Origin of the sequence: Mucilaginibacter sp. MD40 (assembly GCF_002288635.1) — a bacterium.
Lineage (GTDB): Bacteria > Bacteroidota > Bacteroidia > Sphingobacteriales > Sphingobacteriaceae > Mucilaginibacter.
In genome coordinates this window covers 1030494-1055867 of the sequence record NZ_NRSW01000001.1, presented here as the reverse complement: position 1 = coordinate 1055867, position 25374 = coordinate 1030494, and the positions used below count along the sequence as shown (strand labels likewise).

Here is a 25374-nt window from a genome sequence, read left to right as displayed (position 1 = left end):
TTAATAGCATCCCGGTACACAATAAGGTATATAGTGATTAAAAAGATTTCTAAGTGCCTGATGAAGTGGTAAATGGTCGTAGGTTCGAGTCCCGCTCCCTCTACCGAAAAAACAAAATGCCTCTTACAGAAATCTGAGAGGCTTTTTGTTACTTAGGCATTTGCCTTATTTAACTACCGTTAAACTATATGCTTAATTTGTTTAACTTATTTCTTTTCTGACTAACCGGATTTTATTCTGTTGAAAGTTACTAATTTAGTGCAAGCTTGTTTCTGCACAGGCGATAGTGGATAACTGTTGATTATGAGAAGGGTTTTGTTCCTTATTTTTATTTTATTGCCGATTACATTGCCTGCCGCTGCCTCAAACGGCGACTTGTTTGAACAGCTGAAAGCGGAATTTTCTAAAAAAGGATTCTACGACCATCAAAAAGAAGCGCAGATAAAAGCTTTAAAATCAAAGCTGCGACGCCTTGCCCCCACCGACCTGCAAAACCAGTTTGAAGTTTGTAATAAATTGTATGATGAGTATAAATCCTATCAGTACGATTCGGCTTACGTTTATGCCAATAAATTATTACTCATAAGCCAAACCCTTAAGGACAAGCCTAAAGAAGATTTCAGTAAGATAAAAATGGGCTTCATCCTGCTTTCTTCAGGAATGTTTAAAGAAACCTTTGAAAGTATGCGGGGCATTAATGTACAAAGCCTGCAAAACCCTGTAAAGTTGGAGTATTACTCCATTACCATGAGGGCCTATTATGATTTAGCAGCCTATAATAACGACCGGCATTTTACGCCCGTTTACACCCGCCAGGCCAATAACTACATTGATTCGGCCATTGCCATCAGCAGCCCTGGCTCATATGATAATATCTACCTTACCGGTTATAAAGAATACAAGAATGGCGCGAATGATTCTGCCGCTGTATTATTTAACCGGCTTCTGGATTCAAAGAAATTGACCGAGCACCAGGACGCGATAGTGCAATCAACCCTGAGCAACGTTTATCAAAGTATGGGGCAGCCTGATAAAAGCATAGGCCTGCTTGTTAAAGCTACCATAAGCGATATTCGCTCGTCTACTAAAGAAACTATCGCCTTATTTTGGTTGGCAGAGATATTGTACAAAAAAGGCGATATTAAAAACGCCTATTTAGCCCTCGAACACGCGCTTGACGATGCTGAGTTTTATGGCGCGAGGCAGCGTAAAGTGCAGATAGCTTCGCTCCTGCCTATTGTGGCTTCGGAGAAATTGTTGTTTATAGAACGCGAGGAAAAACTTTACATAAGAAGCCTTAGCCTGATAACGGTACTGGCAGCGGTAATTATTGTGGTATCTATACTGCTGTATAAGCGCAATAAAAAGCTGAAGTCGAAAGAAAAGATCATTGAAAGGGTGAACGAGAAACTGATGGAAGGCACCAAGATCAAAGAAGACTACATAGGTTACTTTTTCAATATTATCTCGGGCTACATCCTCCAGTTAGAGCGCATCAAGCGGTCTGTTGATACTAAACTACCCGCCAAAAAATATGAGGACATCCAGTTGATGGCCAACAACATCAACATTAAAAAAGAGCGGGAAACGCTGTTCAACACCTTTGACCAGGTGTTCATTAAGATATTCCCTAATTTTGTGGAAGAGTTTAATAAACTATTCACAAAAGAGAACCAGATATGGCCTAAAGAAAACGAGGTACTCACTACCGACCTGCGCATATTCGCCCTGATGCGGATGGGTATTACCGATACCGAAACCATTGCCAAGATATTAGAGTATTCTGAAAAAACCATTTACGTTTACAAAATGCGCATCAAAGCCAAGGCGCTTATTCACGGCGATGAATTTGACCAGCGCGTTATGGCCATTAAAGCGGTTGATACCAACGGCAAAAAAGCTTAGTGTACGCTGACTGATCATTCTCTACTCTTCCTGAAACACGCATTACTGAGAGGGTAAACAGAAAACCCTTTTGGATGCCAACCCCATACACTTATACTTTATTGCCAAACAGCGGCAATGCTGCTACTAAGGCCATTGTTGCCATCAATGTCATGCACAACAACGCTTGAGGCCGAGATCAGTCAGGAAAATTTCACGTTGAAAACACCTCATAAAAACGCCCACTTTAATAGTGTAAATTATACGCTTAGTGTATTGAAATGATGCTATGTGCGTTAAATTTTTTGATTTTAATTTATTTTAATAATCTGATTATCAACGGCTAAAATTTAAATAAATCTCAATTTTATTAAATTTTATGTAAAAAAATAGGTTACGGTTTTTTAGCTCAGGAAATTTGTATTGTTGAAGATAACGAGCTGCTTAACCAACGCTTACACTTCACAAAAACCAATTATAATTTTTTCATGCCTCAATTTATCTGCCGTTTCGCGTGAGCGCAATGCGGTTTTTTGTGGCTGGCTCAATTAAATTTTAACGACTCAAATTGATGAAGGTCCTGATCTCTCTTGCTATGGTTGCACCTCACGCAGATACGTACCTATCAATAGCGGCCAAATGATTAACATTTAAACACACCATCTTAACTAATTAATTCAAAATCAAATTTTAAATGAGAAACAATTACTTTAAAAAGTTTGTGCTCCTTTTTGCAGTGCTGTTGATATCGCAGGTGATATTCGCACAATCAGGCAGCATTACCGGTAAAGTGGTCGACGACAACAACCAGTCGTTACCCGGCGCAACGGTCTTGATATCAGGCACCACCATAGCCGGTTCGGCTGATGCTAATGGTGTTTACCGTATAAACGGCGTTAAAGCCGGCACCTATACCTTAACGGCCAGTTTTATTGGTTACACATCACAACCCAAAACGGTTACGGTAGGCGCGGGCAGTGTAACGGTAAACTTCAATATGCAGCCGTCGTCAAAATCACTCAACGAAATTGTGGTGATTGGTTACGGTACCGTTAAAAAGAAAGACTTAACAGGCTCTATCACTACGGTAAGCTCAAAGGATTTTCAAACCGGTAACATTACTTCACCAGAGCAATTAATTGCGGGTAAAGTAGCCGGTGTATCCATCGTTTCTAATGGTGGTGCTCCGGGCGCCGGAAGTACTATCCGCATCCGCGGCGGTGCGTCTTTAAGCGCAAGTAATGATCCCCTTATTGTGGTAGATGGTGTACAGTTAAGTAATGATGGTATACCAGGCTCTCCAAGCCCGTTAACACTCATCAACCCTAACGACATTGAAACCTTCAGCGTTTTAAAAGACGCGTCGGCTACCGCTATTTACGGTTCAAGGGCTTCAAACGGTGTTATCATTATCACCACTAAAAAAGGCGTGGTGGGCAAACCTGTTGTAAACATCAATTCGCAGGTATCGGTATCCACCCTATCTAAAGAAGTACCTGTTTTTACCGGCGACCAGCTACGTGCCTATGTTAAGGCTAACGGCAGCGCTGCCTTCCAGGCATTATTGGGCAATGCCAATACCGACTGGCAAAAAGAGATTTACCAAACTGCGGTAAGTACCGATAATAACGTAAGTGTAAGCGGTGGTTTAAAAAATATGCCTTACCGTGTATCGGCAGGTTACCTGGATCAAAAAGGTATCCTAAAAACCGGCTATCTGCAAAGGGCTTCGGCAGCGGTTAACTTGTCGCCAAGGTTGTTTGATAACCATTTAAAGATCGACATTAATTTAAAAGGATCTGACAGCAGGGCTCGCTTTGCCAATCAGGATGCTATTGGCGCGGCCGTTACTTTTGACCCAACCAAACCGGTATTTTCAGGCAATAATAATTTTGGTGGTTACTTCGAGTACCTTGACCCAAGCTCAGCATCAGGCTTAAAAGCATTGGCGCCACGCAACCCCGTTGGCTTGCTTCAGCAGAAATTTGATAAAAGCCAGGTGCAAAGAAGCATTGGTAATGCCCAGTTAGATTATAAATTCCACTTCCTGCCGGATCTGCACGCCAACGTAAACTTTGGCTACGATGTATCACAGGGTAAAGGAACCATCTATATCCCGCCAACCGCGGCAGCCAGCTATTATCGTTTTAAAGACGCTGATAATGTTTTACACAGCGGTGTGAACAACCAGTATCGTACCAACATCCTGAACACCACTTTTGAGGCTTATTTAAATTATGCCAAGGATATTAAGTCTATCAACAGCCGCATTGACGCGGTTGCGGGTTATGCTTATTATGATTATTCTACTAAAAACTACAATTTCCCTGATATTACTTCAGACGGTAATGGTACAGTTGTAAGCCAGCCTAACTTTCCGTTTGATAAGCCACAGCACAGGCTGTTGTCTTACTACGCCCGTTTAAACTACACGTTTGACGATAAATATTTATTAACAGGTACTATCCGTCGTGATGGTTCATCAAGGTTTAGCCCAACCAACCGTTATGCCGTGTTCCCTTCAGGAGCTTTCGCGTGGAAGATCAAGGAAGAATCTTTCCTGAAAGATAACAAGGTATTATCAGACCTGAAATTACGTGTAGGTTATGGTGTTACCGGCCAGCAGGACGCGATAGATAACTATGCTTACACTTCATATTATGCGTTAAGCACTCAAACAGCATCATACCAGTTGGGTAACAGCTTTTACCAGTTATACCGCCCATCGGCTTATGACCCTAACCGCAAGTGGGAACAAAGTGCCACCACCAACGCGGGTATCGACTATGGCTTCCTTAACGGTCGTATCAGCGGTAGTATAGATGCTTATTATAAAACAACCAAGGATCTTATTGCCCCGGTTAACGTTTCGGCAGGTGCAGGCTTTTCTAATGTGATTGTTACCAACGTAGGCAGCATGACCAATAAGGGTATAGAGGCAACTATCAACGCGCAAATTGTACGCAGCAACAGCGTTACCTGGGATGTAGCCTTAAACGCCACTTATAACGTAAACAAGGTAACCAAGTTAACTTTCGTAAACGATCCAAATTCTACAGGTATCGCCACAGGCGGTATATCAGGCGGTACAGGAAACAACGTAGAGCGCTTCTATGTAGGCCAGCCACGCGGTGTATTCTATGTATACCAGCAGGTTTACGGCAGCGACGGAAAACCACTGGACAATGTTTATGTGGACCGTAATAATGATGGCGTCATCAATGATAAAGATCGCTATCTGTACAAACAGCCCGATCCAAAATACATTTTCGGTTTCTCAAGTAATGTTACTTACAAAAACTTTAATCTGGCAGTAGTGATGCGTGCCAACCTGGGTAACTATGCTTACAATAACGTGTTCTCCAACACCGGCACAAGGAATAACATCATCAACCCGCTCCAGTACCTTAACAATGGTTCTACCAACGCATTAGAAAGCGGTTTAATTGGCGCTAACGACAAAAACGTACTATCAGATTACTATGTACAGAACGCGTCGTTCCTGAAAATGGATAACGCGAGTCTTGGTTACAACTTTGGTAAAATACTACGCGGTAAAGCACAGTTAAGCGTTAGCGGAAACGTGCAGAACGTTTTTGTGATTACCAAATACAAAGGTGTTGACCCCGAGGTGAACGGCGGTATTGATAATAATCTCTACCCACGCCCGCGTACCTATGTATTAGGCTTAAACCTTAAATTTTAATTCAATAGTATACTAACATATACATACAGCTAATAATAAAGCGATATGAAAAAGAACTTGATGATAAAGGCAGCAACTGTAGTACTGCTTGCAGGCAGTTTAACAGCCTGCACCAAAAAGCTGGACTTACTGCCTACCAATGATATTACAGCGGCTACTGTATACGCTACGCCGGCCGGTTACAAACAGGCTTTTGCAAAAGTGTATGGCGCATATGCGCTTACCGGCAACCAGGGCCCTGCAGGTAATGGCGACGTGCAAGGCATTGATGAGGGTACCTCAGATTTTTTACGCCTTTACTGGAAGGCCCAGGAACTAAGTACCGATGAAGCAGTTATTGCCTGGGGCGACGCCGGTATACAGGATTTCCACAACATGAACTGGTCTGCTGCCAACCCTTTCTTAAAAGGCTTATACTACCGCAGTTTATACCAGGTTACACTGGCGAACGACTTTATAAGGCAATCGTCTGACGCTGAACTGAGCAGCCGTGGTATTTCAGGGGCTGATGCTGACGCTATCCGTCGCTTCCGTGCAGAAGCTCGCTTCATACGTGCCTACCAATACTGGGTGTTATTAGATCTTTACGGAAACGTTCCGCTGGTAACTGAAAATGATGTGATAGGCAAAACGGTGCCAAAACAAGCAGATCGTAAAACCTTGTTCAACTATGTTGAATCGGAATTGAAAGCGATTGAGCCGACGCTTGCCGCGCCAAAAACAAATGAGTATGGCCGTGCAGACCAGGCAGCAGAGTGGGCGTTACTGGCAAGGCTATACCTGAACGCCGAAGTATACACCGGGACAAAAAGATACGACGACGCCATTGTTTATTCAAATAAAGTGATCAATGCCGGCTATTCGCTTATCAGCAACTACCAGTGGTTAATGCTTGCTGACAATCAGCAAAATACCAGCGAAAATATACTTACCATTAACTATGATGGCCTACGCACACAAAGCTATGGTGGTACTACATTTTTAACTCACGCACCGGTTGGTGGTTCAGAGTCGGCAAGCTATTTCGGTATTAATGGCGGCTGGGGTGGCGCACGTACTACCAAGAATCTGCCTAACCTGTTCCCTGATTATACCGGTACTGCAGATAAAAGGTCACAGTTTTATACCAACGGCCAAAACCTGGAGATAAAAGACCAAACGGTGTTTACCGATGGCTTTGCCGTAACCAAATACCGTAATGTAACCCGCGCAGGCGCACCGGGCCAAAGCCTCGACTATGCGGACGTTGACTTTCCATTGTTCCGCCTGCCGGAGATGTACCTGATCTATGCCGAAGCGGTTTTACGCGGCGGCGCAGGTGGCAACCTGGCTACAGCTATAGATTATGTGAACAGGATACGTACCCGTGCCTATGGCAATGCCAGCGGTAACGTGGCTACTATTAACCTCGACTTTATTCTGGACGAAAGGGCACGCGAGCTTTACTGGGAAGGTTTCCGCCGTACAGACCTTGTACGTTATGGCAGGTTTACCACAGCCGCTTATGTATGGCCGTTTAAAGGCGGTGTTGCCGGTGGCAGGGCTGTAGAGGATTACAGAAATATTTACCCTATCCCTGCAGATGATATTACAGCTAACCCTACGCTAAAACAAAATCCGGGTTACTAAAAAACTAAATCAGCGGGAGCTGTGTATGCAGCTCCTGCTATACCAAATCATAAACGTGTTTTAACAAATAATAACATGAAAAAATTTATTACTAAATTTTTAGCGTTCAGCTGCCTGGCCATTGTGGTACTGGCATCTTGCAAAAAAGATGAGGTACGTACAGTAGCGCAGCCTGCCAAAGGCGGCTCGTTAACGGTATCAACTACCACTCCAGCTTTAACAAAGTCTAACCTTAGCGCTAATGCCATCACCTTAACCGGCACTGCACAGTCATACGGATACAGCGCGGCACCAACCTACACCTTTCAAATAGCCGTTAAAGGAACCAATTTCGCTACGCCGACCGAGGTTACGCTACCTGTTGGTGTGTTTACCAAAAGCTATAATGTACAGGACTTTAATAACCTGTTATTATCTATGAATTTGCCAACAGGTACACCAGCTCAATTAGAGATGAGGCTGAAGAGTTCACTTAGTTCATCGGCTACCGAAGGTACTGCTTATTCAAACGTGGTTACAGTAACTGCTACGCCGTTTGCTTTAGTATCATACATATACGTACCGGGCGCATACCAGGGCTGGAACCCGCCAACTGCGGATAGCTTACAGTCGCCTACCGGAAATGGTGTATACACTGGTATCATCAACTTCACAGCGGGTAACCTTGAGTTTAAGATCACACCTCAAAAGAAATGGGATGTAGCTTACGGAACCACCGGTAGCGGCACTATTGGCACAAGCGGCGGTAACATTAAAGCTCCCGCGGCAGGCCAATATTACCTCAAGGTTGATCTAAACGCCGGTACATTGGTAATGGTACCTGCAGATTATATGTCTGTTATTGGTAATGCCCCCGTAGGAAGTAACTGGAGTGCCGATATTGATTTGAAGTACAATAACGGCACCCTGGCATGGGAAGGTGTTGTACCAATGGTTGCAGGCGAATTTAAATTCAGGATGAACCATGCCTGGGACAACAGCTACGGCATACCTAAAACCGGTGCCGATGGTACTTTCCTAAACAATACCGACAATAACAACCTGCCGATCTCTGCAGCTGGAAATTACAAGGTGAGCATCACCACTGTGTACAGCGATTTTAGCACTGATATAAGCAAATTGGGTAAAATCGACAGATCGCTTACGGCTAAATACACCGTAGTTAAACAGTGATATATACTACAGCCGGTATGCGTTGGCATACCGGCTTCTTTTTATCCCCCCCCTACTTTTTTACACCCGTTCCGGGTATCATTGGTAGAGACGAATTAAAAATGACAAGACCGAAGCTAAAAATTACCCTGGCCCTTTTGCTGTTATCACAATGCGTGCTGGCACAACTACCGGCTTTAGAAAGAGTAGAACCTGCATTTTGGTGGGTAGGGTTCAAGAACCCTAAAGTACAACTCATTGTTCACGGCGATAAAATTGGGGCAAGCCATGCGAGCTTAAATTATCCCGGCGTGAAGTTAACAGCAGTACATAAGGTAGAAAACAGCAACTACTTATTTCTTGACCTCACTATCAGCGCTGCTGCACGGCCAGGGAAATTTCCTATTACGTTTAAACAGACCGGTAAAAAAGACCTGGTTTATAATTATGAACTTAAACAGCGCAACACAGCGCAGGGTGCGCAGGGCGTAACCAACAAAGATCTGATCTACCTGCTAATGCCGGATCGTTTTTCAAACGGCGACCCGTCTAACGATGTGGTTAAAGGTATGCTTGAAACCGGTTTACACCGCGATTCCATGTATTCACGCCACGGTGGCGATATACAGGGGGTGATCAACCATCTCAACTATTTAAAAGACCTGGGAGTAACCGCCATATGGATGACGCCCGAAATAGAGAATAACGAGCCGCACGCCTCTTATCACGGCTACGCGGTTACCGATTACTATAAAATTGACCCTCGCTATGGTACAAACGAGCTATTTAAAAGCTATGTGGCTAAATGCCATGCCATGGGTTTGAAGGTAATTAAAGATTTGGTGCATAACCATATTGGTACCGAAAGCTGGCTGATACAGGACATGCCCATGAAAAGCTGGGTACACCAGTGGCCTAAATATACCAACTCTAATTTCCGTGATGCAGCGGTGATGGACCCGCATGGTGCCGCGGCAGATAAAAAACAAATGCTCGACGGCTGGTTTGATAAGCGTATGGCCGATCTGAACCAAAACAACCCGTACGTGCAAAATTACCTCACCCAGAACCATATCTGGTGGATAGAATACGCGGGGATAGACGGCCTGCGTTTAGATACTTACCCATACAACGACGCTGTTTACATGGCCGACTGGGCAAAAAAAGTAAAAGCGGAGTTTCCGAACCTGTCCATCTTTGGCGAAACGCTGGTGTGGTCTGTAGCTAACCAGTCATTCTTTACCCAGGGAAATACTGTGAACCGTGGGTTTGACACACAGCTGCCAGGCATAACCGACGCCCAGATAAAAGATGCCATTGCGGAAGCGCTCAATGGCAAAGAAGGCTGGACTGATGGCGTAAACAGGATATATAACGTTGTGGCGCAGGACTTTATGTACCAAGACCCGACACGTAATACCATATTCCTGGATAACCATGACATGAGCCGCTTTTACTCGATAGTAAATGAAGACTTTACCAAGTTTAAATCGGGTATGGCGATGTTGCTTACTATGCGCGGAGTGCCGCAAATGTATTACGGCGATGAAATATTACTTAAAGGTTATTCCAATCCCGACGGTTTGGTTCGCGAGGATTTCCCGGGTGGCTGGGATGGCGATAAAAAGGACAAATTTACCGCCGCCGGTCGCGATAAAAAAGAGAACGAAGCCTTTAACTACATACGCACTCTGGCTAATTACCGTAAAAAAACAACCGCCTTACAAACCGGTAAGCTTATGCAGTACATTCCACGTAATGGCATCTATACCTATTTCAGGTATGATGACAAGAAAACCGTTATGATAGCCTACAACGGCAGCGAAAAGGAATCCGCTTTAGATACTGATTACTTTACTGAACGTATGGCGGGCTTCAGCAGCGGCATAGATGTAATTACCGGGCAAAAAATAAGCAACATCAAACAATTGCTTATTCCTGCAAAAACCACCCTTATAATTGAATTAAGCAAATGATCGCCGCTGAACATAAAAACACCACACAGCCTTTAGCAGATACGCGAAAAGCTGTGGAAAAGCCAAAGCTTACCTTTTGGCAGATCTTTAACATGAGCTTTGGCTTTTTGGGTATACAGTTTGGCTTTGCTTTACAAAACGGCAATGCTTCGCGTATACTACAAAGCTTTGGGGCCGATGTGGAACATTTGTCGCTGTTTTGGTTGGCGGCACCCATCACCGGCATGATCGTGCAGCCCATCATAGGCCATTATAGCGACCGTACCTGGAACCGCCTTGGCCGGCGTAAACCATACTTCCTAACAGGGGGTATTTTATCTGCGCTTGCGCTTTTTTTCCTTCCCAATTCGGCAGTATTGATGTTTTTACCGCCGGTAATGGTGGGCGCGGGTATTTTAATGATCATGGATGCCTCTTTTAACGTGGCCATGGAACCTTTCCGCGCACTTATTGGCGACAACCTGCCCGATAGCCAGCGCAGTCTGGGTTTTTCCGTACAAACCTTTCTCATAGGTATTGGAGCGGTCACCGGCTCGGTACTCCCCTGGGTAATTAGTTACTTTATAGGTACACAAACAGCGCAGCCGGGCCATGTGCAGCCGAATGTTACCTATTCTTTTTACGTAGGCGCGCTGGTGATGATTATTTGCTTGTTGTGGACCGTTTTACGAACCAAAGAATACTCACCGGCAGAGTACGCTAAATTTCATCCCGAAGAAGACGAAGCAGAACCCAAACGCGGTTTGGGCCAGATATTTCACGACTTTAAAAACATGCCAATGGCCATGCGCCAGTTGGGCCTGGTACAGTTCTTCTCCTGGTTTGCATTATTCTCCATGTGGGTTTTTGCATCACCGGCTATTGCCACGCACATATTCCACGTAGATTTAAAAGATACCACCTCCGTAAACGCCGCAAAAGCGGGTGACTGGGTTACCCTGATGTTTGGTATTTACAATGGCGTATCGGCTATTTATGCGCTTTTTCTATCGGCCATTGCGCGGGCAACCAGCCGCAAGCTGGCGCACTCTTTTTCATTAATTGCAGGGGGTATTGGCTTAATATCCATCTTCTTTATTCAAAACCCCAATATGCTCATCTTAAGTATGGTAGGTATAGGCTTAGCATGGGCAAGTATACTGGCCATGCCTTACGCTATCCTTTCGGGTTCTATTCCGGCTAAAAAGATGGGCGTTTACATGGGCATCTTCAACTTCTTTATCACATTTCCGCAAATAGTAAATGGCTTTTTTGGCGGATGGGTAGTAAAAAACCTGTTTGGCGGTCAGGCTATATATGCCCTTGTACTTGCAGGTATTTTTATGCTATGTGCGGCCATCTCGGTGATTTATGTTCAGGATGGTAAAAATATACATACGCCAAAAAGTAGATGAGGAAATTATAGATGAGAGGGATGAAATTTTATAGCGCGTTATTATTATTTATGATCGGGGCTGCTTCTGTTGCGGAGACTGGTACTGTTTATCCTGTATATAACGGCACCGACCTTGGCGTTACTTACTCGCCTGCCAAAACCTTATTTAAAGTTTGGGCACCCGGCGCGTCTGCTGTTAAGTTACGTTTATATGCCAATGGGGAAGGCGACACTGCCTTACAGACTATCGATCTGACCAGGAAGGATAATGGAACCTGGGCCATTAGCATCCCCGGGAATATTAAAAACCGGTATTATACCTTCCAGGTAATGCAGGATGGCAAATGGCTGCAGGAGACTCCGGATATGTATGCTAAAGCGGTTGGTGTAAACGGCAAAAGAGGCATGGTAGTTAACCTTGCACAAACCAATCCCGGCGGCTGGGCAAATGATAAAAAGCCCCCCTTAAAAAATTTTACAGATATCGTTATATATGAAACGCATGTACGCGATATTTCTGTAGATCCCAACTCCGGCATTACACATAAAGGAAAGTTCCTGGGCCTTGCAGAAGTTGGCACCAAAAGCGCCGACGGTTTAACCACCGGGCTTAGCCATATTAAAGAACTGGGTGCAACGCATGTGCATTTGCTGCCTTCTTTTGACTTTGCATCCATTGATGAAACCAAACCGTCCAACGGCCAATATAACTGGGGCTACGACCCACAAAACTACAACGTTCCGGAAGGTAGCTATGCTACTAACGCGTATGACGGTAATGTACGCATCCGCGAGTTTAAGCAAATGGTACAGGCTATGCACGCCAACGGCTTGCGCGTGGTGCTTGATGTAGTATATAACCATACCAGCGACACCGAAAACTCCGTATTTAACCAGTTTGTACCCGGCTATTTTTATCGTAAAACGGCTTCGGGCCAGTATGCAAACGGTACAGGCTGCGGCAACGAAACAGCCTCAGAGCAGCCTATGATGCGTAAATTTATGATAGAGTCAGTATTGTACTGGGCTAAGGAATATCATATAGATGGTTTTAGGTTTGACTTGATGGGTATACACGATATAGCTACGATGAACGCCCTGAGCGATGCCCTGCACAAATACGACCCATCGATATTTATCTACGGAGAGGGCTGGACAGCGGGCGAAAGCGCTTTGCCTGAAACCCTGCGTGCCACAAAAGCCCACACCAATCAACTGCATCAAATAGCCGCGTTTGGCGACGATATGCGCGATGGTTTAAAAGGTGGTTTCAGCGATGTAAAATCAAAAGGATTTGTAAGCGGACAGCCGGGAACGGCCGAAAGCGTAAAATTTGGCATTGCCGGTGCCGTACAGCATCCGCAGATCAATTATACGGAGGTAAACTATTCAAAAGCCCCGTGGGCGGCACAACCATCACAAGCCATTGATTATGTATCGTGCCATGATGATAATACCTTGTTTGACCGCCTGAAAATTGCCAACCCCTATGCTACAGAAGAGCAGCTCATTAAAATGGACAAACTAAGCCAAACAGCGGTGCTTACCGCCCAGGGCGTTGCGTTTTTACATTCGGGTGCCGAATTTTTACGCACTAAAAAGGGTGTCGCTAATTCATACAAGTCACCGGATAGTATTAACCAGATAGGTTGGCACCGCAAGGCGCAATACAGGCAAGTTTACAATTATTACAAAGGGCTAATTGCGCTACGCAAAAATCATCCGGCGTTTAGGATGCCTACTGCCGAAATGGTTCAGCAGCATTTGAAGTTTAACCAAACTAACGATAACGACCTGATCGCCTTTAGCTTAACAGGGAATGCTAATGGCGATAGATGGAAAAACATCTTGGTGATACTGAACGGAAATACTTCTGCCTGTGAAATTAATCTACCCGGAGGCAAATGGACAATAGCTGCAAACGGCGATAAGGTGAACGAACTTGGGTTGGGTACCAGCACGCAAACCATTAGTGTACCTGCAACTACCGCGTATATTTTATATCAGTAAAAATTTATAGAGAAACATCACGCTAAAAAACATAACCAGGACATGAGAAGAATCATTTTATTTACCGGGATCATTGCCCTGCTGTTAGGAACGGCAAGTTGCAGCAAAAAAAACATTGATCCCTCAACACCTACCAATACAGGCGGTGGCGGTGGGGTTACTGTACCTAACGGCAAACCATTACCATCAGGTGCAGGGGACGGCGTTACGTATATTAACTCAGGGACATCAGCCATTTTTAATATTTACGCGCCGGGCAAAACATCCATGGCGGTAATTGGCGAGTTTAATAACTGGGCACCAACAGCCATGACCGTTACACCAGATGGAAATAATTGGTGGGTACAAATAGATAACCTGGACCCTAACAAAGAATACGCTTACCAATACCTTGCGGATGGCACTTTAAAAGTAGCCGACCCGTATTGCGAGAAAGTCCTCGACCCTGATAATGATAAGTACATACCGGCATCAGTTTACCCTAACTTAAAAGCTTACCCAGCTGGCCAAACAGGTATTGTTAGCGTGATGCAGGCAAACCAACCAACTTACACCTGGAAGTACCCTAACTTTACCCGGCCGGATAAAAATAAGCTGGTGATATATGAATTACATGTGCGCGACTTTGTGGGCACCCACTCTTACAAAACCATTGCTGATACGCTTAATTACCTGAGCAATTTAGGCGTAAACGCGGTTGAACTGATGCCTGTAAACGAGTTTGAAGGCAATTCATCGTGGGGCTATAATCCTTCGTTCTACTTTGCGGTTGATAAATACTATGGCACCAAAAACGACCTCAAAGCACTGATAGATGCCTGCCATGCCCGCGGTATGGCCGTGATATTGGATATGGTACTTAACCATTCTTTCGGTCAGTCTCCTATGGTACAATTGTACTTCGATAAAACAACCCAGAAGCCTTTAAGTACCAATCCCTGGTTTAATGTTGACCCAAGGCACCCATACAATGTAGGTTACGATTTTAACCACCAAAGCGCGGCCACAAAATACTTCGCCAAAAACGTAATGAAGTTTTATATGCAGCAGTACCATATTGATGGCTACCGCTTTGACCTTGCCAAAGGTTTTACCCAAACACTAAGCACGGATGACGCTTCCTTTGCCGCCTACGATGCCAGCCGCGTAGCCATCTGGAACGATTATAAGAACTTTATCAATAGCATAGACAACAATAACTTTTACACCATCCTGGAGTTTTTTGGCGGCGACCGCGAAGAGAAAGAGCTCTCAGATAATGGCATGATGCTGTGGAATAACATTAATTATAATTTTAACGAGGCAACAATGGGTTATGTACCTACTTCAAATTTCTCGCGGCTATACTTTAGCAATCATACCGGCTTTACCCAGCCTGATAATATTGTGAGCTATATGGAAAGCCACGATGAGGAGCGCCTGATGTTTAAAAATATTACTTATGGTAACAGCAGTGGTGCCAATGGGTATAATGTTAAAACACTCGCTACAGCCCTGGCCCGCCAGGAAGCCGCTGCCGCCTTTTTATTTACCGCACCGGGCCCAAAAATGGTTTGGCAGTTTGGCGAAGTGGGTTATGACATCTCTATTGATGTGAATGGCCGCACCGGCGAAAAACCGCTTCATTGGGAATATAATAATGATCCTTTACGCCATAAACTTTATGCTACTTTTGCCAAGCTGATCCGGATGAAGATCAATAACCCGGTATTTGCAACATCAAATATTACTTATAGCTCGTCGGGCTCTATTAAAACCGCCAGCCTCACAGGTGCCGATGGTACAAATGTGGTTGTAGCAGGTAATTTTGATGTAAACAGCCAGGGAGCTACAATCGCCTTTCCAAGTGCTGGCACCTGGTATGATTACATGTCAGGCAGCACCGTAAGCATTACTACGCCGTTCACAACAATATATGCTCCGGGCGAGTATCACATTTATAGCAGCAAAGCACTGAAATAATTAGTATTCTATTAGTCAAAGTATTTCAGCGCAGCTGATAAAATCTGTATAACAATAAAAGCCTCCTCGGAGGCTTTTATTGTTATACTATGTATCGTTATTAGATGCTATAATTAAATACACCTATGTTTAGTTACGCCTGTTAAACAGGAACGAAGCGTAATAAACAAGAGTAGCCAATGCACTAAGCGCGGCTACCACGTAGGTCATGGCTGCCCACCAAAGCGCGTCCTTAGCCTGCTCATGTTCTTCGCGCGTTTGCATTACAGAATAGTTGTTATTCAGCCAGGCTAAGGCCCTGTTACTGGCATCAAACTCTACAGGCAGGGTAATAAAGCTGAACAACGTTACCAACGCCAGGGCACCTACCCCTATCGCTAACACAAAAGGGTTATGGGTAAAAAACAACAGCATAATGCCTATCATCAATGTCCATTGCGTAAGGGTTGATGCTACATTTACCACCGGTACCATAGCCGAGCGGAAACTAAGCCAGCTGTAGGCCCGCGCGTGTTGTACGGCATGGCCACACTCGTGAGCGGCAACCGCCGCCGCGGCCACGCTACGGCTGTTATACACATCCGGACTAAGGTTTACCGTTTTATTTTCCGGGTTGTAATGGTCGGTTAGCTGGCCTTCAACAGAAATTACCTGCACATCATAAATACCGTGGTCTTGAAGCATCCGCTCGGCCACCTCGCGGCCAGACATGCCCGAAAGTAACGGCATCTCCGCATACTCCTTAAATTTATTTCTGAAACGCCACTGTACAACAAAACTGCCAAGGGCTATCACAATCATGAGCAGCCATGCAGAATTATACGGAATGAATAATAAACTCATCATATCTTTCAATAGTTATATTTATCCCGTTTCAAAAAGTATTCCAGTATGCGATAAGGTGGTTTCAGGAATGCTGAAATCAAGCTGCAGTTCTTCTCACCTCTGCTTAAGTGAGGCCTTAACTGATATCTGTTAACCTAACGATCTTATTGCCGTTAAATACAAACACCGACCTACCGGAAAGCTCCAAAACCGCTCCTTTTTGAGGTCCGCCGGGTATATCAATGGCTAAAACCGCATGATAACTAATGGAAACATCACTTTCATTTCCATGATGTTTAATTGAGTTGATGGTTTGCTCACGCTCAGTAAAATAACTTTTAGCCTGGTTGGCCTGTTCTTTAAAGGCTGCTATCCCGTTTAAAACCATTGTCGGCTCCCCGTTAGAAATGTTTTCAAAATATATATCTTCAGCCATGTCAACTGCCATTCCGTCAGTATCAAATGCGTTATAGGCATTAATGTAATTTGAGATGATCTTTTCTCTTTCGTCCATATTTATTATTTACTTTATCAAAGGCAAGGCGGCGGCACCTAATATACCGCTGTTTTCTAAAGCGGATACTTCTATCTTTAAACGTTTAACCGCGGCAGGGTAAACCGAGGTCTCTATCTCCCCCCACATGCTGTCTTTAAAATAATCATAGGCAACACGTACGGAGCCACCCAGTACGATAAGCTCAGGATCAACCGTGTACATGACCATTTTAACCGCATGCCCGAGATTCTTTCCAAATTGCTGATATAGCTCCAGTGTCTGCCTGTCTCCTGCATAAGCCCGCTCGTATGCCAGCTTTCCGTCAATACCGTTTTTCAATGTAAAGAACGTGCCGCTGGCGTATTCATCAAGCACACTATCGGCATAAGGCAGCAAGCCAAACTCACCTGCGCCACAGTTATAGCCCTCGTACAATTGCTTATTTATAATAACGCCCGCACCCAGGCCGGTACCAAGTGTTAGCCCTACCATTGAACTAAATCCAACGCCCTTACCATAGTAATATTCACCGGCGGCAAAACAGTTTGCATCATTATTCACATACACCGGCAACCCAAAACGTTGTTCTAATAGCCTTTTTAAAGGCACTTCTTTCCACGCGGGAATGTTTACCACATCGTATACAATTCCCTCATGCACATCAACTATGCTGGGGACCCCTATACCAATGGCAGCAACATTGCCGATTTGTAAAAGCCCATCAACCAGTTTATACACATCTGCAAGTACTTCACCGGCATTGCTTTGGCGGTTAACAGGTATAGTGGTTATTGCTGATAATACACTGTTACTTACCACAGCGCCCTTCATATTAGTGGCGCCCATATCAATCCCTATTACACCGGCTTTTTGCATGCTTAAGTTTGGTTAATGCTGCAATATACACGTCTTTAGCGCTTGTACGAAAGTAAAGCGGGGCTTTTCGCCCCGTTTTACAATTACATATTCATCATGGAATGATGCCTACTTTTGGAACTACCCATTTTCATTAACGCGGGTGTTATTCGCAAATATACCTGAAAGCCAACCGGGCTACTACCATATAAAGTTTGTAATGCCCGTGGTGACACATTGAGCGTTGTTTGAACACCCGCTGTTAAATTGGTTTGCTTTAGTGTGGTCAAAACATGATTCACACCAAGCGTTACCGCGTTGATATTAAAATTAGGATTAGCAGGGAACATCGTTTCCAGGTCCAGCTCGTCGGCATCTTTCTGTACAAATTCATACCGCCCGTAAATAGCGGTTTTGTGCAGCTGTAAGCTATTCTCTAACAGCACAGATGGCTGCGTTACGCCATGATGCCGGTTTTGGCCATAAACTAAAGTGGTAGCTACGTAGCTGTCGTCGCCCAGCATTTTAGTATGTATGGCCGAGGCCGTAAAGCGGTTAACATTATCGTTAGGTTCGGCCTCCTCGGGGCTCTTTAACCACCCGTTAGATACCTGTAAGGCCCATTCCTTTGAAGGATTTACGGACAGGCGCAGTGAATAGGAGTCGAACTTAGGTTTATCAAAATTATACCGGTATTCGTCAGGCTCGCGGCCGGTAAATACCGAGCCTTCCAGCTTTACATTTTTATACCTGAAACCCAATGTTGCCGTACCAAAGGTAATGTGTGTAGCATCGGCGTAATGATGCGTTAGCGGGGCATCTGGGTTGTTCATGGCCGAAAGGCGGTGCATAAATACCGGGGGGCCAAGCGCAGGTTCGCCCGGCATACCCACCGATAGATATACATCGGTATTTTTCGCTACCCGTTGGGTGTAAGCCACACTTAACTCTGCAAACAGATCGTGTGGATGTTGCTTATCTACCAGCTTAGCGCCTTTGTATGATTCCCCGGTTTGATAAAGCAACGGGTAGCCACCCGGACCAACTGTGAAAGGGTCAAATGAAAACATGGTATTGATAGCAAAAAGGCCGTTTTTACCTACTTTTCTCTGGGCCATGTACATAAACCAGTTGGGCGCGTCAAACTGGCTGCCGCCCCGCGATCCCCGGTTAAACAGGTCCTGCTTGTTGTAGCGCATAAACACGCTGCCATGAAACATGTGCATCCAGTTTTTACCATGCACCATATACATATACATAGGGGTTTCATCGGGCACCCATGAAGTTCCGGAACCATCACGGTTCATCGGTAAATCGCGGGAGAACTGGCTGCTCATCATATATTTCATGGTATCATGCTGCATATTGGGCATCATTTGCATATGCTGAGCATGCATGGATTTCTGTACTGTACTATCCTTTTGCATATGATGCATAGGATGCTCCTGAGCTGTTGCAGCAAAGCACAGTAAATTAATGATTATAAAAGGCAGATATTTCATAGTTCGAAAAAATTATACTCGAAACGCAGCAGATACATATTGGCACTGTTACGTAACATGTTATTGTATAATGGTGCGCGGTACGAGAAGTCGAGCCGGCACACACTGTTAAAAATAAACTGGATAGCGGGCGCTGCATCAAGATAGCTTTGCCCATAACCCGGGTTGGTTTTTCCTAATAACTCGGCGTAAAGGTTTACATTGACCTGGTCATAACTCCTGTAGTTTTTAGGAAATAACAGGTAACCGGCTGAGAGGGTATAGCCTAAAGCTTCTTTGGCGCCGGTAATACGCCCCGATGCGTTATCACTATTCAGCCCGCGTATATAACTGCCCGATGCCGACAGGGCCAGTTTATGCAACAGTTGGGTAAACACTAAACCACTCTGCACGCCGGAATTATCCCCTTCAAGGGCCAGTTCCTGTACCGCGTAGGGATTGCGGCTACCCGCCAGCTTGCCAAAAACAGCACCCCTAAAATGCCGCTGCACATCATCAACAGAAAGGAAACGGTATTTAGCATAAAAGCTCCCCCCCTCAAAACGCTGCCGGGGCTGATAAAAGTCGGACAGGTATGCGGCGCCATGTAGCATAAGCTTTCCGCTGGCGCCATACATAGCCTCCAATGTAGTACGGTTCTTAAACTCCGGATCGAAAAACCCTTGGTTTTCCATACGTATACCCAGTGAACGGGCTGCCATGTTGCTGGCAGGCTCGGTATTTATATACAACTCCTGCCCAAAAGCAACGCAGCAGCACGCCATAAGGCATAATGCCAGTAAGCTCGTTTTCATGAACAACTGCTTAAATAATTACGTGGTAAACCGGGCCGCTTGTTGCGCCACTCTCCTCATTCAGTTTTCCCAGGTGCTTTTTGGTAACGGAGCCTGGCGCAAAACCTTTGTCTACAATGGTTAATGCAACCGGGCCACTCAGCGGTTTTTGAGCATTGATGAGTTTAAAGGTGTTGCCGCCATAAGTAAAGGTATTATCGGCCACTTTAATATCGTCAAAATTGAGCGTAGTTTTAAAGTAACTTACTGAAAAGCCCGAGTCTTTTACTTTTTTGCTGATCTGTGCCAGGTCCATCGGTACGCCATCCTTGAAAGTGATGTTATACACATTGCGCATCAGATCGGGCTTTATCTCGCTGATAAAGGGTAAAGACTTGAGCGACTTCTCTGTTGTTTTAGCACACAAAGAGCAGGTAAGGCCACTAACCTGAAGTTCAGCCTTGGTTGATTGCGCCTTTGCGAAAGTAGCGGAGGCGATTAGTATAATGATGAAGATTTTTAGAGATTTCATTTTATTAAATTTTGCATGTGTAATTCCTGAATTTGACTGGATAAGGTTGCGTAAACCTGTCATCAAATCCTCAGCATGCAATTTTTAATAAAGATAGCTCCCGTTGTTCGGGGTACATTGGGCGGCCCTCTGTCAAACAGTGTCTCAATAATGGCCTGCTGTACCGGCAGGAAAAAATCATTAAATGAAACATGGGGCAACTGTACAGGCGACGGGGCCTTGGGTGCATTGTACTGCTGAAGCTCGTGGCTGTCTTTAACTTTAACATCCAGTTTCGAATCCTTGCAGCACTTCATTTTGCTTTTCGCCATTGGCTTAACGCAGCTTTTGGCGGGGGCATTTATCTGCACATCAGCAACACGGTTGCCGCAATAATGTAAATGCAGGTTAAAGCCGGATGCTGTAACTGTATACAGCAAAACCAACATTAATATTCCCGCTTTTCTCATCATATAACAAATATACGTTATTAACCAGTTCATTACAAAATGGCTGCCTCAACAATTTAATGCGCTACCTGCTTTAAATTAAATAATGACGCATTTGATACAGCCGCCCTTTTTTACTTAACTTAAGGCCGATTTTAGAACATCATCTAAACCAGCAATGAAACTAAAACTTCTAATCATCGCGCTGCTGTTCGGTATTACGGTGAAAGCGCAAAATACTCCTAACATTACACCATCGCACTTAAAAGCTGCGGATGAATTACTGAAGATCTCGGGTGCCGATTCGCTTTTTAAAAGCAGTATGCAGTTATCACTTAAACAAAGCAGCGCCAACATACCTGCAGATAAACGAGAAAAATTTATGGAGGTAATGAATAGCTTCTTTGCTAAATACATCAGTTGGGACCTGTTGAAGGACCAACTGGCAGCCATATACGCCGCTGAGTTTACCGAGCAGGAGCTTAAGCAGATCACAGCTTTTTACAGAACGCCCTTAGGCAAAAAGCTCAATGCGAAACAGCCTGTTATCATGCAAAGATCTATGGTTTTGGGGCAGCAAATGGTACAGAGCCACCAGGTAGAGCTCCAGCAAATGCTGCAGGACGCATTTAAAGAACAGCAATAACAATTTGTAACTAAGATATTCGTTTATCATCTTAGTAGACTATTCCCTAATTAAACTATGAATTTTAACAAGACCTTATCAGTAGCCGCCCTGGCACTGGTAATTGCTTACGGACATGCAGATGCGCAAATAAAAAAGCGTCCGCAAACCTCTCCCCGCAATAGACCTGTTTCCGCTCTGGCACAGTTAGGAGCCAATCCACTACCTGTTGATAAAGATGTAATTATTGGGAAATTACCTAATGGTTTAACCTATTACATCAGGCACAACGAGCAGCCACAGAACCGTGCCGAGCTTTATTTGGTGAATAAAGTTGGATCGATCCTTGAAACAGACGCGCAACAGGGACTGGCGCACTTTACAGAACACATGGCCTTTAACGGCACGCGCGATTTCCCTAAGAACGATTTGATCAATTACCTGCAAAAATCAGGCGTACGCTTTGGTGCCGATCTTAACGCGTACACCTCTTTTGACGAAACGGTATATCAGCTTCCCCTGCCTACAGACAGCGCCGCGGTTTTTGCCAACGGCTTTAAAATACTGGCCAACTGGGCCGGTCGTGTAACCTTCGATCCTTCGGAAATTGATAAAGAACGCGGTGTGGTTTTGGAGGAGGAGCGCCTGCGAGGCAAAAATGCCCAGGAGCGCCTGAGCCAGCAAACGCTTCCTACTTTGCTTAATAACTCGCGCTATGCAACCCGCCTGCCTATTGGTAAAGAAGATATATTAAAAACATTTACCCCCGAAACTATCAAAAGCTTTTACCATGATTGGTACAGGCCCGACCTGCAGGCCGTGATAGCTGTTGGCGACTTTGATGTAAAAAAGGTAGAAGCGCTTATTAAAGCCAACTTCTCCGACCTCAAAAATCCAACGCCTGAAAAACCGCGCGCTGAATATACGGTGCCTCCAAGCCCCGGTACAGCGGTAAAAGTTGCTACAGACAAAGAGTTTCCTTACATGCTGGCTCAAATTATTGTGCGGCACCCACAAATAGTTATAAAAACAGATCTGGGTATGCTACAAGGTATGCGTGTGCAATTGTTTAATTATATGCTGGCACAACGCATAAGCGAGCTGCAACAAAAACCCGAACCTCCATTCTTATACGCTCGTTTAAATTACGGTGGCTTTTTAGGTAAAATGGATGCCTTTACAGCCGTGGTGGTAGGCAAGCCCGACGCATTTGAGAAAGCGGTAAAAGCCGTTGCTGCCGAAACAGAACGTGCCCGTAAATTCGGGTTTACCTCAACAGAGTTTGAAAGGGCCAAACAGGCTGCTTTGGTGGGCATACAAAACGCCTATTATGAGCGGGACAAAACCAATTCGGCTAATTACGTGAGGGAATATCAGCAAAATTTCCTGAAAGGCGAAGGTATCCCTGGTATTGAGTACGAATACAACTACTACGTATCTAACATGAATAAAGTTAACCTGGAAGAGGTTAACGCTATGGCCAAAAAGTTAATTACCGATCAAAATCGGGTGATAATTGTAGAAGGCCCTGAAAAGGACAAGGACAAACTACCTGATGACAAAACCATTTTAAATTGGGTGAACACAGCAGGCAATGGCGTAACAGCTTATGTTGATAATGTGACCAGTAAGCCTCTGATGGAAAAAGCGCCGGAACCAGGAAAAATAGTATCTGAAACGCAAAATGATGCTTTAGGTACTACTACGCTAACCCTTTCCAACGGTATAAAAGTTATCCTGAAACCTACCGAGTTTAAAAACGACCAGATATTACTGAATGGCTTTGCACCGGGAGGCACCTCTTTAGCCAGCGACAATGATTATACATCAGCCAGTTTAGCCGCGGCTATTATTGGCAGCAGTGGTTTATCCGAGTTTAACCAGGGTATGCTGGATAAGATGCTGTCTGATAAAAATGTCGATATTTCGCCTTATATTACAGAAATAACCGAAGGTGTACGCGGCAGCTTCTCACCCCGGGATCTGCAAACCGCTATGCAGTTGGTTTACCTTTACTTTACCCAACCGCGTAAAGATGCCGACATATGGCAGGGTAACATTAACCAAACCAAGGCACTGCTGGCTAACCGCGGGCTTGACCCGGGCAGCGTTTACCAGGATACCTTATCGGCAGTGTTAAGCAATTATAATTTCAGAGGTATGCCGGCCACTGTTGACCGCCTTAACGCTGCAAGTTTAGATAAGGCTTATACCTTTTATAAAAACAGGTTTGCCGATGCCAGCAACTTCACATTTGTACTGGTAGGTAGCTTTAATCCCGAACTCATACGCCCTACACTTGAAACCTACCTTGGCTCGCTACCGGTAACTAATAAAAAGGAAAGCTTTAATAATCTTAAACTTTACCCGGCTGCCGGGCAAATCAATAAAACGGTTTACAAAGGCATGGACGATAAGGCAGTAGTACAACTTATATTTAGTGGCAGCTATACATATAATAACGCCAACAACATGCAGTTGGACGCGCTCGAAGAGGTCTTGAACATTAAACTGATCGAACGTCTTCGTGAGCAGGAAAGCGGCATCTATTCGCCGGGCATAAAGATCAATTATAACAAGAACCCTGAGGCGCGCTATACGGCTACTATTAACTTTACCTGTGCTTCGGCCAACGTGGATAAATTGATAGCCGCTACGCTTGACGAGATAAACAAGATAAAGCAAAGTGGTGCGCAGCAAACAGATATTGATAAATTTAAAGCCGAGGAAGCCCGCTCAACACAGGTACAGTTAAAGCAAAATGTAGCATGGCTGGGCATTTTATCATCGGCCGCTCAGAATAATGAGGATCCGGAACAGATACTATCTCATGTTAAGGATCTGGATAATGTAACCATACAAAGTGTTAAGGAAACAGCTAATAAATACCTTAACACAGCCAACCTGGCAAAAGTGATTCTGATGCCAGAGAAAAAATAATAAAAAATGCCCCGCAATTAGCGGGCATTTTTTATTCGGCCTTAACATTACTGAAGAAAGCCATGTAAGCGTTTAGAGCGCTCACTCCTTTCTCATGCACCGCTATACCGGTAATTGTGCCGCTGCGATCAGTATCAAAGGCAATACCGGCAGCCTGGTCGTCAAAAATATTACGATCGGATAGCTCCGCTTTAAAAGAGCCTATCTTTTTTAACTGAAAGCGAGCTTCCGCTTCCTTTAGTAGCACGCCGGTATATATCGCTTTATCTGTCTTGAATGATGGGGAAGACACCCTGATCACCTTAACACGCGCGGCGTCGTCATTTCCCATATTTTTTGTAAAATATACTTGCGTTACGTAACCCCGCTTGTTATGGTCAGCGTACCATACCGAAACGCTTTTACCCATAGCGGCATCACCGCCATCCGGCTTGCCCAGGCGGGCAATTACTTTTTCACCGGCTTCGTTTAAAACCGTTTGTCCTATGCCTATTCCAGGTGTAATCAACCAGTCGGACGATACCGGTTCGCTTTTTCTTTCAGAGGTCCCTTTTAGCGTATCAGACTCTTCCTTTTGGATAGCTGTGGCTGTGGTGTCTGTTTCATTGGTATCTGCTTTTTGTTTACAGGCTACCGCCACGCAAACACACAGTATGCCTACATAGTGTCTTAATTTCATATAATACCGATTGTTGTATTTACTT

General features: G+C 44.6%; 18 protein-coding genes. 10 read left to right on the top strand and 8 right to left on the bottom strand.

Features of this window, described 5'->3' with window-relative positions:
• Positions 1 to 303 precede the first annotated feature (303 nt).
• The 8 genes from CKK33_RS04735 (at position 304) to CKK33_RS04700 (ending at position 15694) form a co-directional block, all read left to right on the top strand.
• Positions 304 to 1905 carry a DUF6377 domain-containing protein gene (locus CKK33_RS04735; protein WP_095703005.1) on the top strand — a complete coding sequence of 534 codons (1602 nt, stop codon included), beginning with the start codon at positions 304 to 306 and terminating at the stop codon, positions 1903 to 1905.
• A gap of 673 nt (positions 1906 to 2578) precedes the next feature.
• Positions 2579 to 5590 carry a TonB-dependent receptor gene (locus CKK33_RS04730; RefSeq protein WP_095703004.1) on the top strand — a complete coding sequence of 1004 codons (3012 nt, stop codon included), beginning with the start codon at positions 2579 to 2581 and terminating at the stop codon, positions 5588 to 5590.
• Positions 5591 to 5635: 45 nt separating this feature from the next.
• Positions 5636 to 7219 (top strand): RagB/SusD family nutrient uptake outer membrane protein, encoded by a 1584-nt coding sequence (locus tag CKK33_RS04725; RefSeq protein WP_095703003.1) that lies wholly within the window; start codon positions 5636 to 5638, stop codon positions 7217 to 7219.
• 75 nt (positions 7220 to 7294) lie between these two features.
• Positions 7295 to 8392 (top strand): SusE domain-containing protein, encoded by a 1098-nt coding sequence (locus tag CKK33_RS04720; protein WP_095703002.1) that lies wholly within the window; start codon positions 7295 to 7297, stop codon positions 8390 to 8392.
• 101 nt (positions 8393 to 8493) lie between these two features.
• A complete protein-coding gene (locus CKK33_RS04715; RefSeq protein WP_095705748.1) occupies positions 8494 to 10347 on the top strand; it encodes a glycoside hydrolase family 13 protein in 1854 nt (617 codons plus the stop codon).
• Positions 10344 to 11741 carry an MFS transporter gene (locus CKK33_RS04710; RefSeq protein ID WP_095703001.1) on the top strand — a complete coding sequence of 466 codons (1398 nt, stop codon included), beginning with the start codon at positions 10344 to 10346 and terminating at the stop codon, positions 11739 to 11741. Before CKK33_RS04715 ends, CKK33_RS04710 begins: the two co-directional genes overlap by 4 nt.
• A gap of 20 nt (positions 11742 to 11761) precedes the next feature.
• Positions 11762 to 13732, top strand: coding sequence for a type I pullulanase (gene pulA / locus CKK33_RS04705; RefSeq protein ID WP_198952440.1), 1971 nt, complete (start codon positions 11762 to 11764; stop codon positions 13730 to 13732).
• Between the two features lie 42 nt (positions 13733 to 13774).
• Positions 13775 to 15694, top strand: coding sequence for an alpha-amylase family glycosyl hydrolase (locus CKK33_RS04700; protein ID WP_095703000.1), 1920 nt, complete (start codon positions 13775 to 13777; stop codon positions 15692 to 15694).
• Between the two features lie 129 nt (positions 15695 to 15823).
• On the opposite strand, the gene CKK33_RS04695 is transcribed toward CKK33_RS04700, so the two are convergent.
• The 7 genes from CKK33_RS04695 to CKK33_RS04665 all read right to left on the bottom strand — a co-directional run bounded on the left by CKK33_RS04695 (position 15824) and on the right by CKK33_RS04665 (position 21129).
• Complete coding sequence (locus tag CKK33_RS04695; protein ID WP_233138146.1) at positions 15824 to 16540, bottom strand: zinc metallopeptidase; 717 nt, start codon at positions 16538 to 16540, stop codon at positions 15824 to 15826.
• 115 nt (positions 16541 to 16655) lie between these two features.
• Entirely contained in the window at positions 16656 to 17033 is a 378-nt protein-coding gene (locus CKK33_RS04690) for a nuclear transport factor 2 family protein (protein WP_095702998.1), read from the bottom strand.
• 9 nt (positions 17034 to 17042) lie between these two features.
• Positions 17043 to 17891 (bottom strand): ROK family protein, encoded by an 849-nt coding sequence (locus tag CKK33_RS04685; RefSeq protein WP_095702997.1) that lies wholly within the window; start codon positions 17889 to 17891, stop codon positions 17043 to 17045.
• Positions 17892 to 17974: 83 nt separating this feature from the next.
• A complete protein-coding gene (locus CKK33_RS04680; protein WP_095702996.1) occupies positions 17975 to 19372 on the bottom strand; it encodes a hypothetical protein in 1398 nt (465 codons plus the stop codon).
• Complete coding sequence (locus CKK33_RS04675) at positions 19369 to 20166, bottom strand: hypothetical protein (protein WP_095702995.1); 798 nt, start codon at positions 20164 to 20166, stop codon at positions 19369 to 19371. Before CKK33_RS04675 ends, CKK33_RS04680 begins: the two co-directional genes overlap by 4 nt.
• 10 nt (positions 20167 to 20176) lie before the next feature.
• The gene (locus CKK33_RS04670; protein ID WP_158223395.1) at positions 20177 to 20677 is read right to left on the bottom strand and encodes a heavy-metal-associated domain-containing protein; all 501 of its coding nucleotides are present in this window, start codon (positions 20675 to 20677) and stop codon (positions 20177 to 20179) included.
• Between the two features lie 62 nt (positions 20678 to 20739).
• Positions 20740 to 21129 (bottom strand): hypothetical protein, encoded by a 390-nt coding sequence (locus CKK33_RS04665; RefSeq protein ID WP_143822898.1) that lies wholly within the window; start codon positions 21127 to 21129, stop codon positions 20740 to 20742.
• Positions 21130 to 21283: 154 nt separating this feature from the next.
• On the opposite strand from CKK33_RS04665, the gene CKK33_RS04660 reads away from it, so the two are divergent.
• Positions 21284 to 21751, top strand: coding sequence for a DUF2059 domain-containing protein (locus CKK33_RS04660; RefSeq protein WP_095702992.1), 468 nt, complete (start codon positions 21284 to 21286; stop codon positions 21749 to 21751).
• 57 nt (positions 21752 to 21808) lie between these two features.
• Positions 21809 to 24670 (top strand): pitrilysin family protein, encoded by a 2862-nt coding sequence (locus CKK33_RS04655; RefSeq protein ID WP_095702991.1) that lies wholly within the window; start codon positions 21809 to 21811, stop codon positions 24668 to 24670.
• 31 nt (positions 24671 to 24701) lie between these two features.
• Here CKK33_RS04655 and CKK33_RS04650 read toward each other — a convergent pair whose 3' ends face one another.
• The gene (locus CKK33_RS04650; protein WP_095702990.1) at positions 24702 to 25349 is read right to left on the bottom strand and encodes a hypothetical protein; all 648 of its coding nucleotides are present in this window, start codon (positions 25347 to 25349) and stop codon (positions 24702 to 24704) included.
• Positions 25350 to 25374: the final 25 nt, after the last annotated feature.

What these genes read in the sequence shown, in the direction of transcription:
- CKK33_RS04655 (WP_095702991.1), top strand. Translation starts at nt 21,809, where the DNA reads ATGAATTTTAACAAGACCTTATCAGTAGCCGCCCTGGCACTGGTAATT.
- CKK33_RS04695 (WP_233138146.1), bottom strand. Translation starts at nt 16,540, where the DNA reads ATGATGAGTTTATTATTCATTCCGTATAATTCTGCATGGCTGCTCATG.
- CKK33_RS04685 (WP_095702997.1), bottom strand. Translation starts at nt 17,891, where the DNA reads ATGCAAAAAGCCGGTGTAATAGGGATTGATATGGGCGCCACTAATATG.
- CKK33_RS04720 (WP_095703002.1), top strand. Translation starts at nt 7,295, where the DNA reads ATGAAAAAATTTATTACTAAATTTTTAGCGTTCAGCTGCCTGGCCATT.
- pulA (WP_198952440.1), top strand. Translation starts at nt 11,762, where the DNA reads ATGAAATTTTATAGCGCGTTATTATTATTTATGATCGGGGCTGCTTCT.
- CKK33_RS04715 (WP_095705748.1), top strand. Translation starts at nt 8,494, where the DNA reads ATGACAAGACCGAAGCTAAAAATTACCCTGGCCCTTTTGCTGTTATCA.
- CKK33_RS04710 (WP_095703001.1), top strand. Translation starts at nt 10,344, where the DNA reads ATGATCGCCGCTGAACATAAAAACACCACACAGCCTTTAGCAGATACG.
- CKK33_RS04675 (WP_095702995.1), bottom strand. Translation starts at nt 20,166, where the DNA reads ATGAAAACGAGCTTACTGGCATTATGCCTTATGGCGTGCTGCTGCGTT.
- CKK33_RS04690 (WP_095702998.1), bottom strand. Translation starts at nt 17,033, where the DNA reads ATGGACGAAAGAGAAAAGATCATCTCAAATTACATTAATGCCTATAAC.
- CKK33_RS04650 (WP_095702990.1), bottom strand. Translation starts at nt 25,349, where the DNA reads ATGAAATTAAGACACTATGTAGGCATACTGTGTGTTTGCGTGGCGGTA.
- CKK33_RS04700 (WP_095703000.1), top strand. Translation starts at nt 13,775, where the DNA reads ATGAGAAGAATCATTTTATTTACCGGGATCATTGCCCTGCTGTTAGGA.
- CKK33_RS04665 (WP_143822898.1), bottom strand. Translation starts at nt 21,129, where the DNA reads ATGATGAGAAAAGCGGGAATATTAATGTTGGTTTTGCTGTATACAGTT.
- CKK33_RS04730 (WP_095703004.1), top strand. Translation starts at nt 2,579, where the DNA reads ATGAGAAACAATTACTTTAAAAAGTTTGTGCTCCTTTTTGCAGTGCTG.
- CKK33_RS04680 (WP_095702996.1), bottom strand. Translation starts at nt 19,372, where the DNA reads ATGAAATATCTGCCTTTTATAATCATTAATTTACTGTGCTTTGCTGCA.
- CKK33_RS04735 (WP_095703005.1), top strand. Translation starts at nt 304, where the DNA reads ATGAGAAGGGTTTTGTTCCTTATTTTTATTTTATTGCCGATTACATTG.
- CKK33_RS04660 (WP_095702992.1), top strand. Translation starts at nt 21,284, where the DNA reads ATGAAACTAAAACTTCTAATCATCGCGCTGCTGTTCGGTATTACGGTG.
- CKK33_RS04670 (WP_158223395.1), bottom strand. Translation starts at nt 20,677, where the DNA reads ATGAAATCTCTAAAAATCTTCATCATTATACTAATCGCCTCCGCTACT.
- CKK33_RS04725 (WP_095703003.1), top strand. Translation starts at nt 5,636, where the DNA reads ATGAAAAAGAACTTGATGATAAAGGCAGCAACTGTAGTACTGCTTGCA.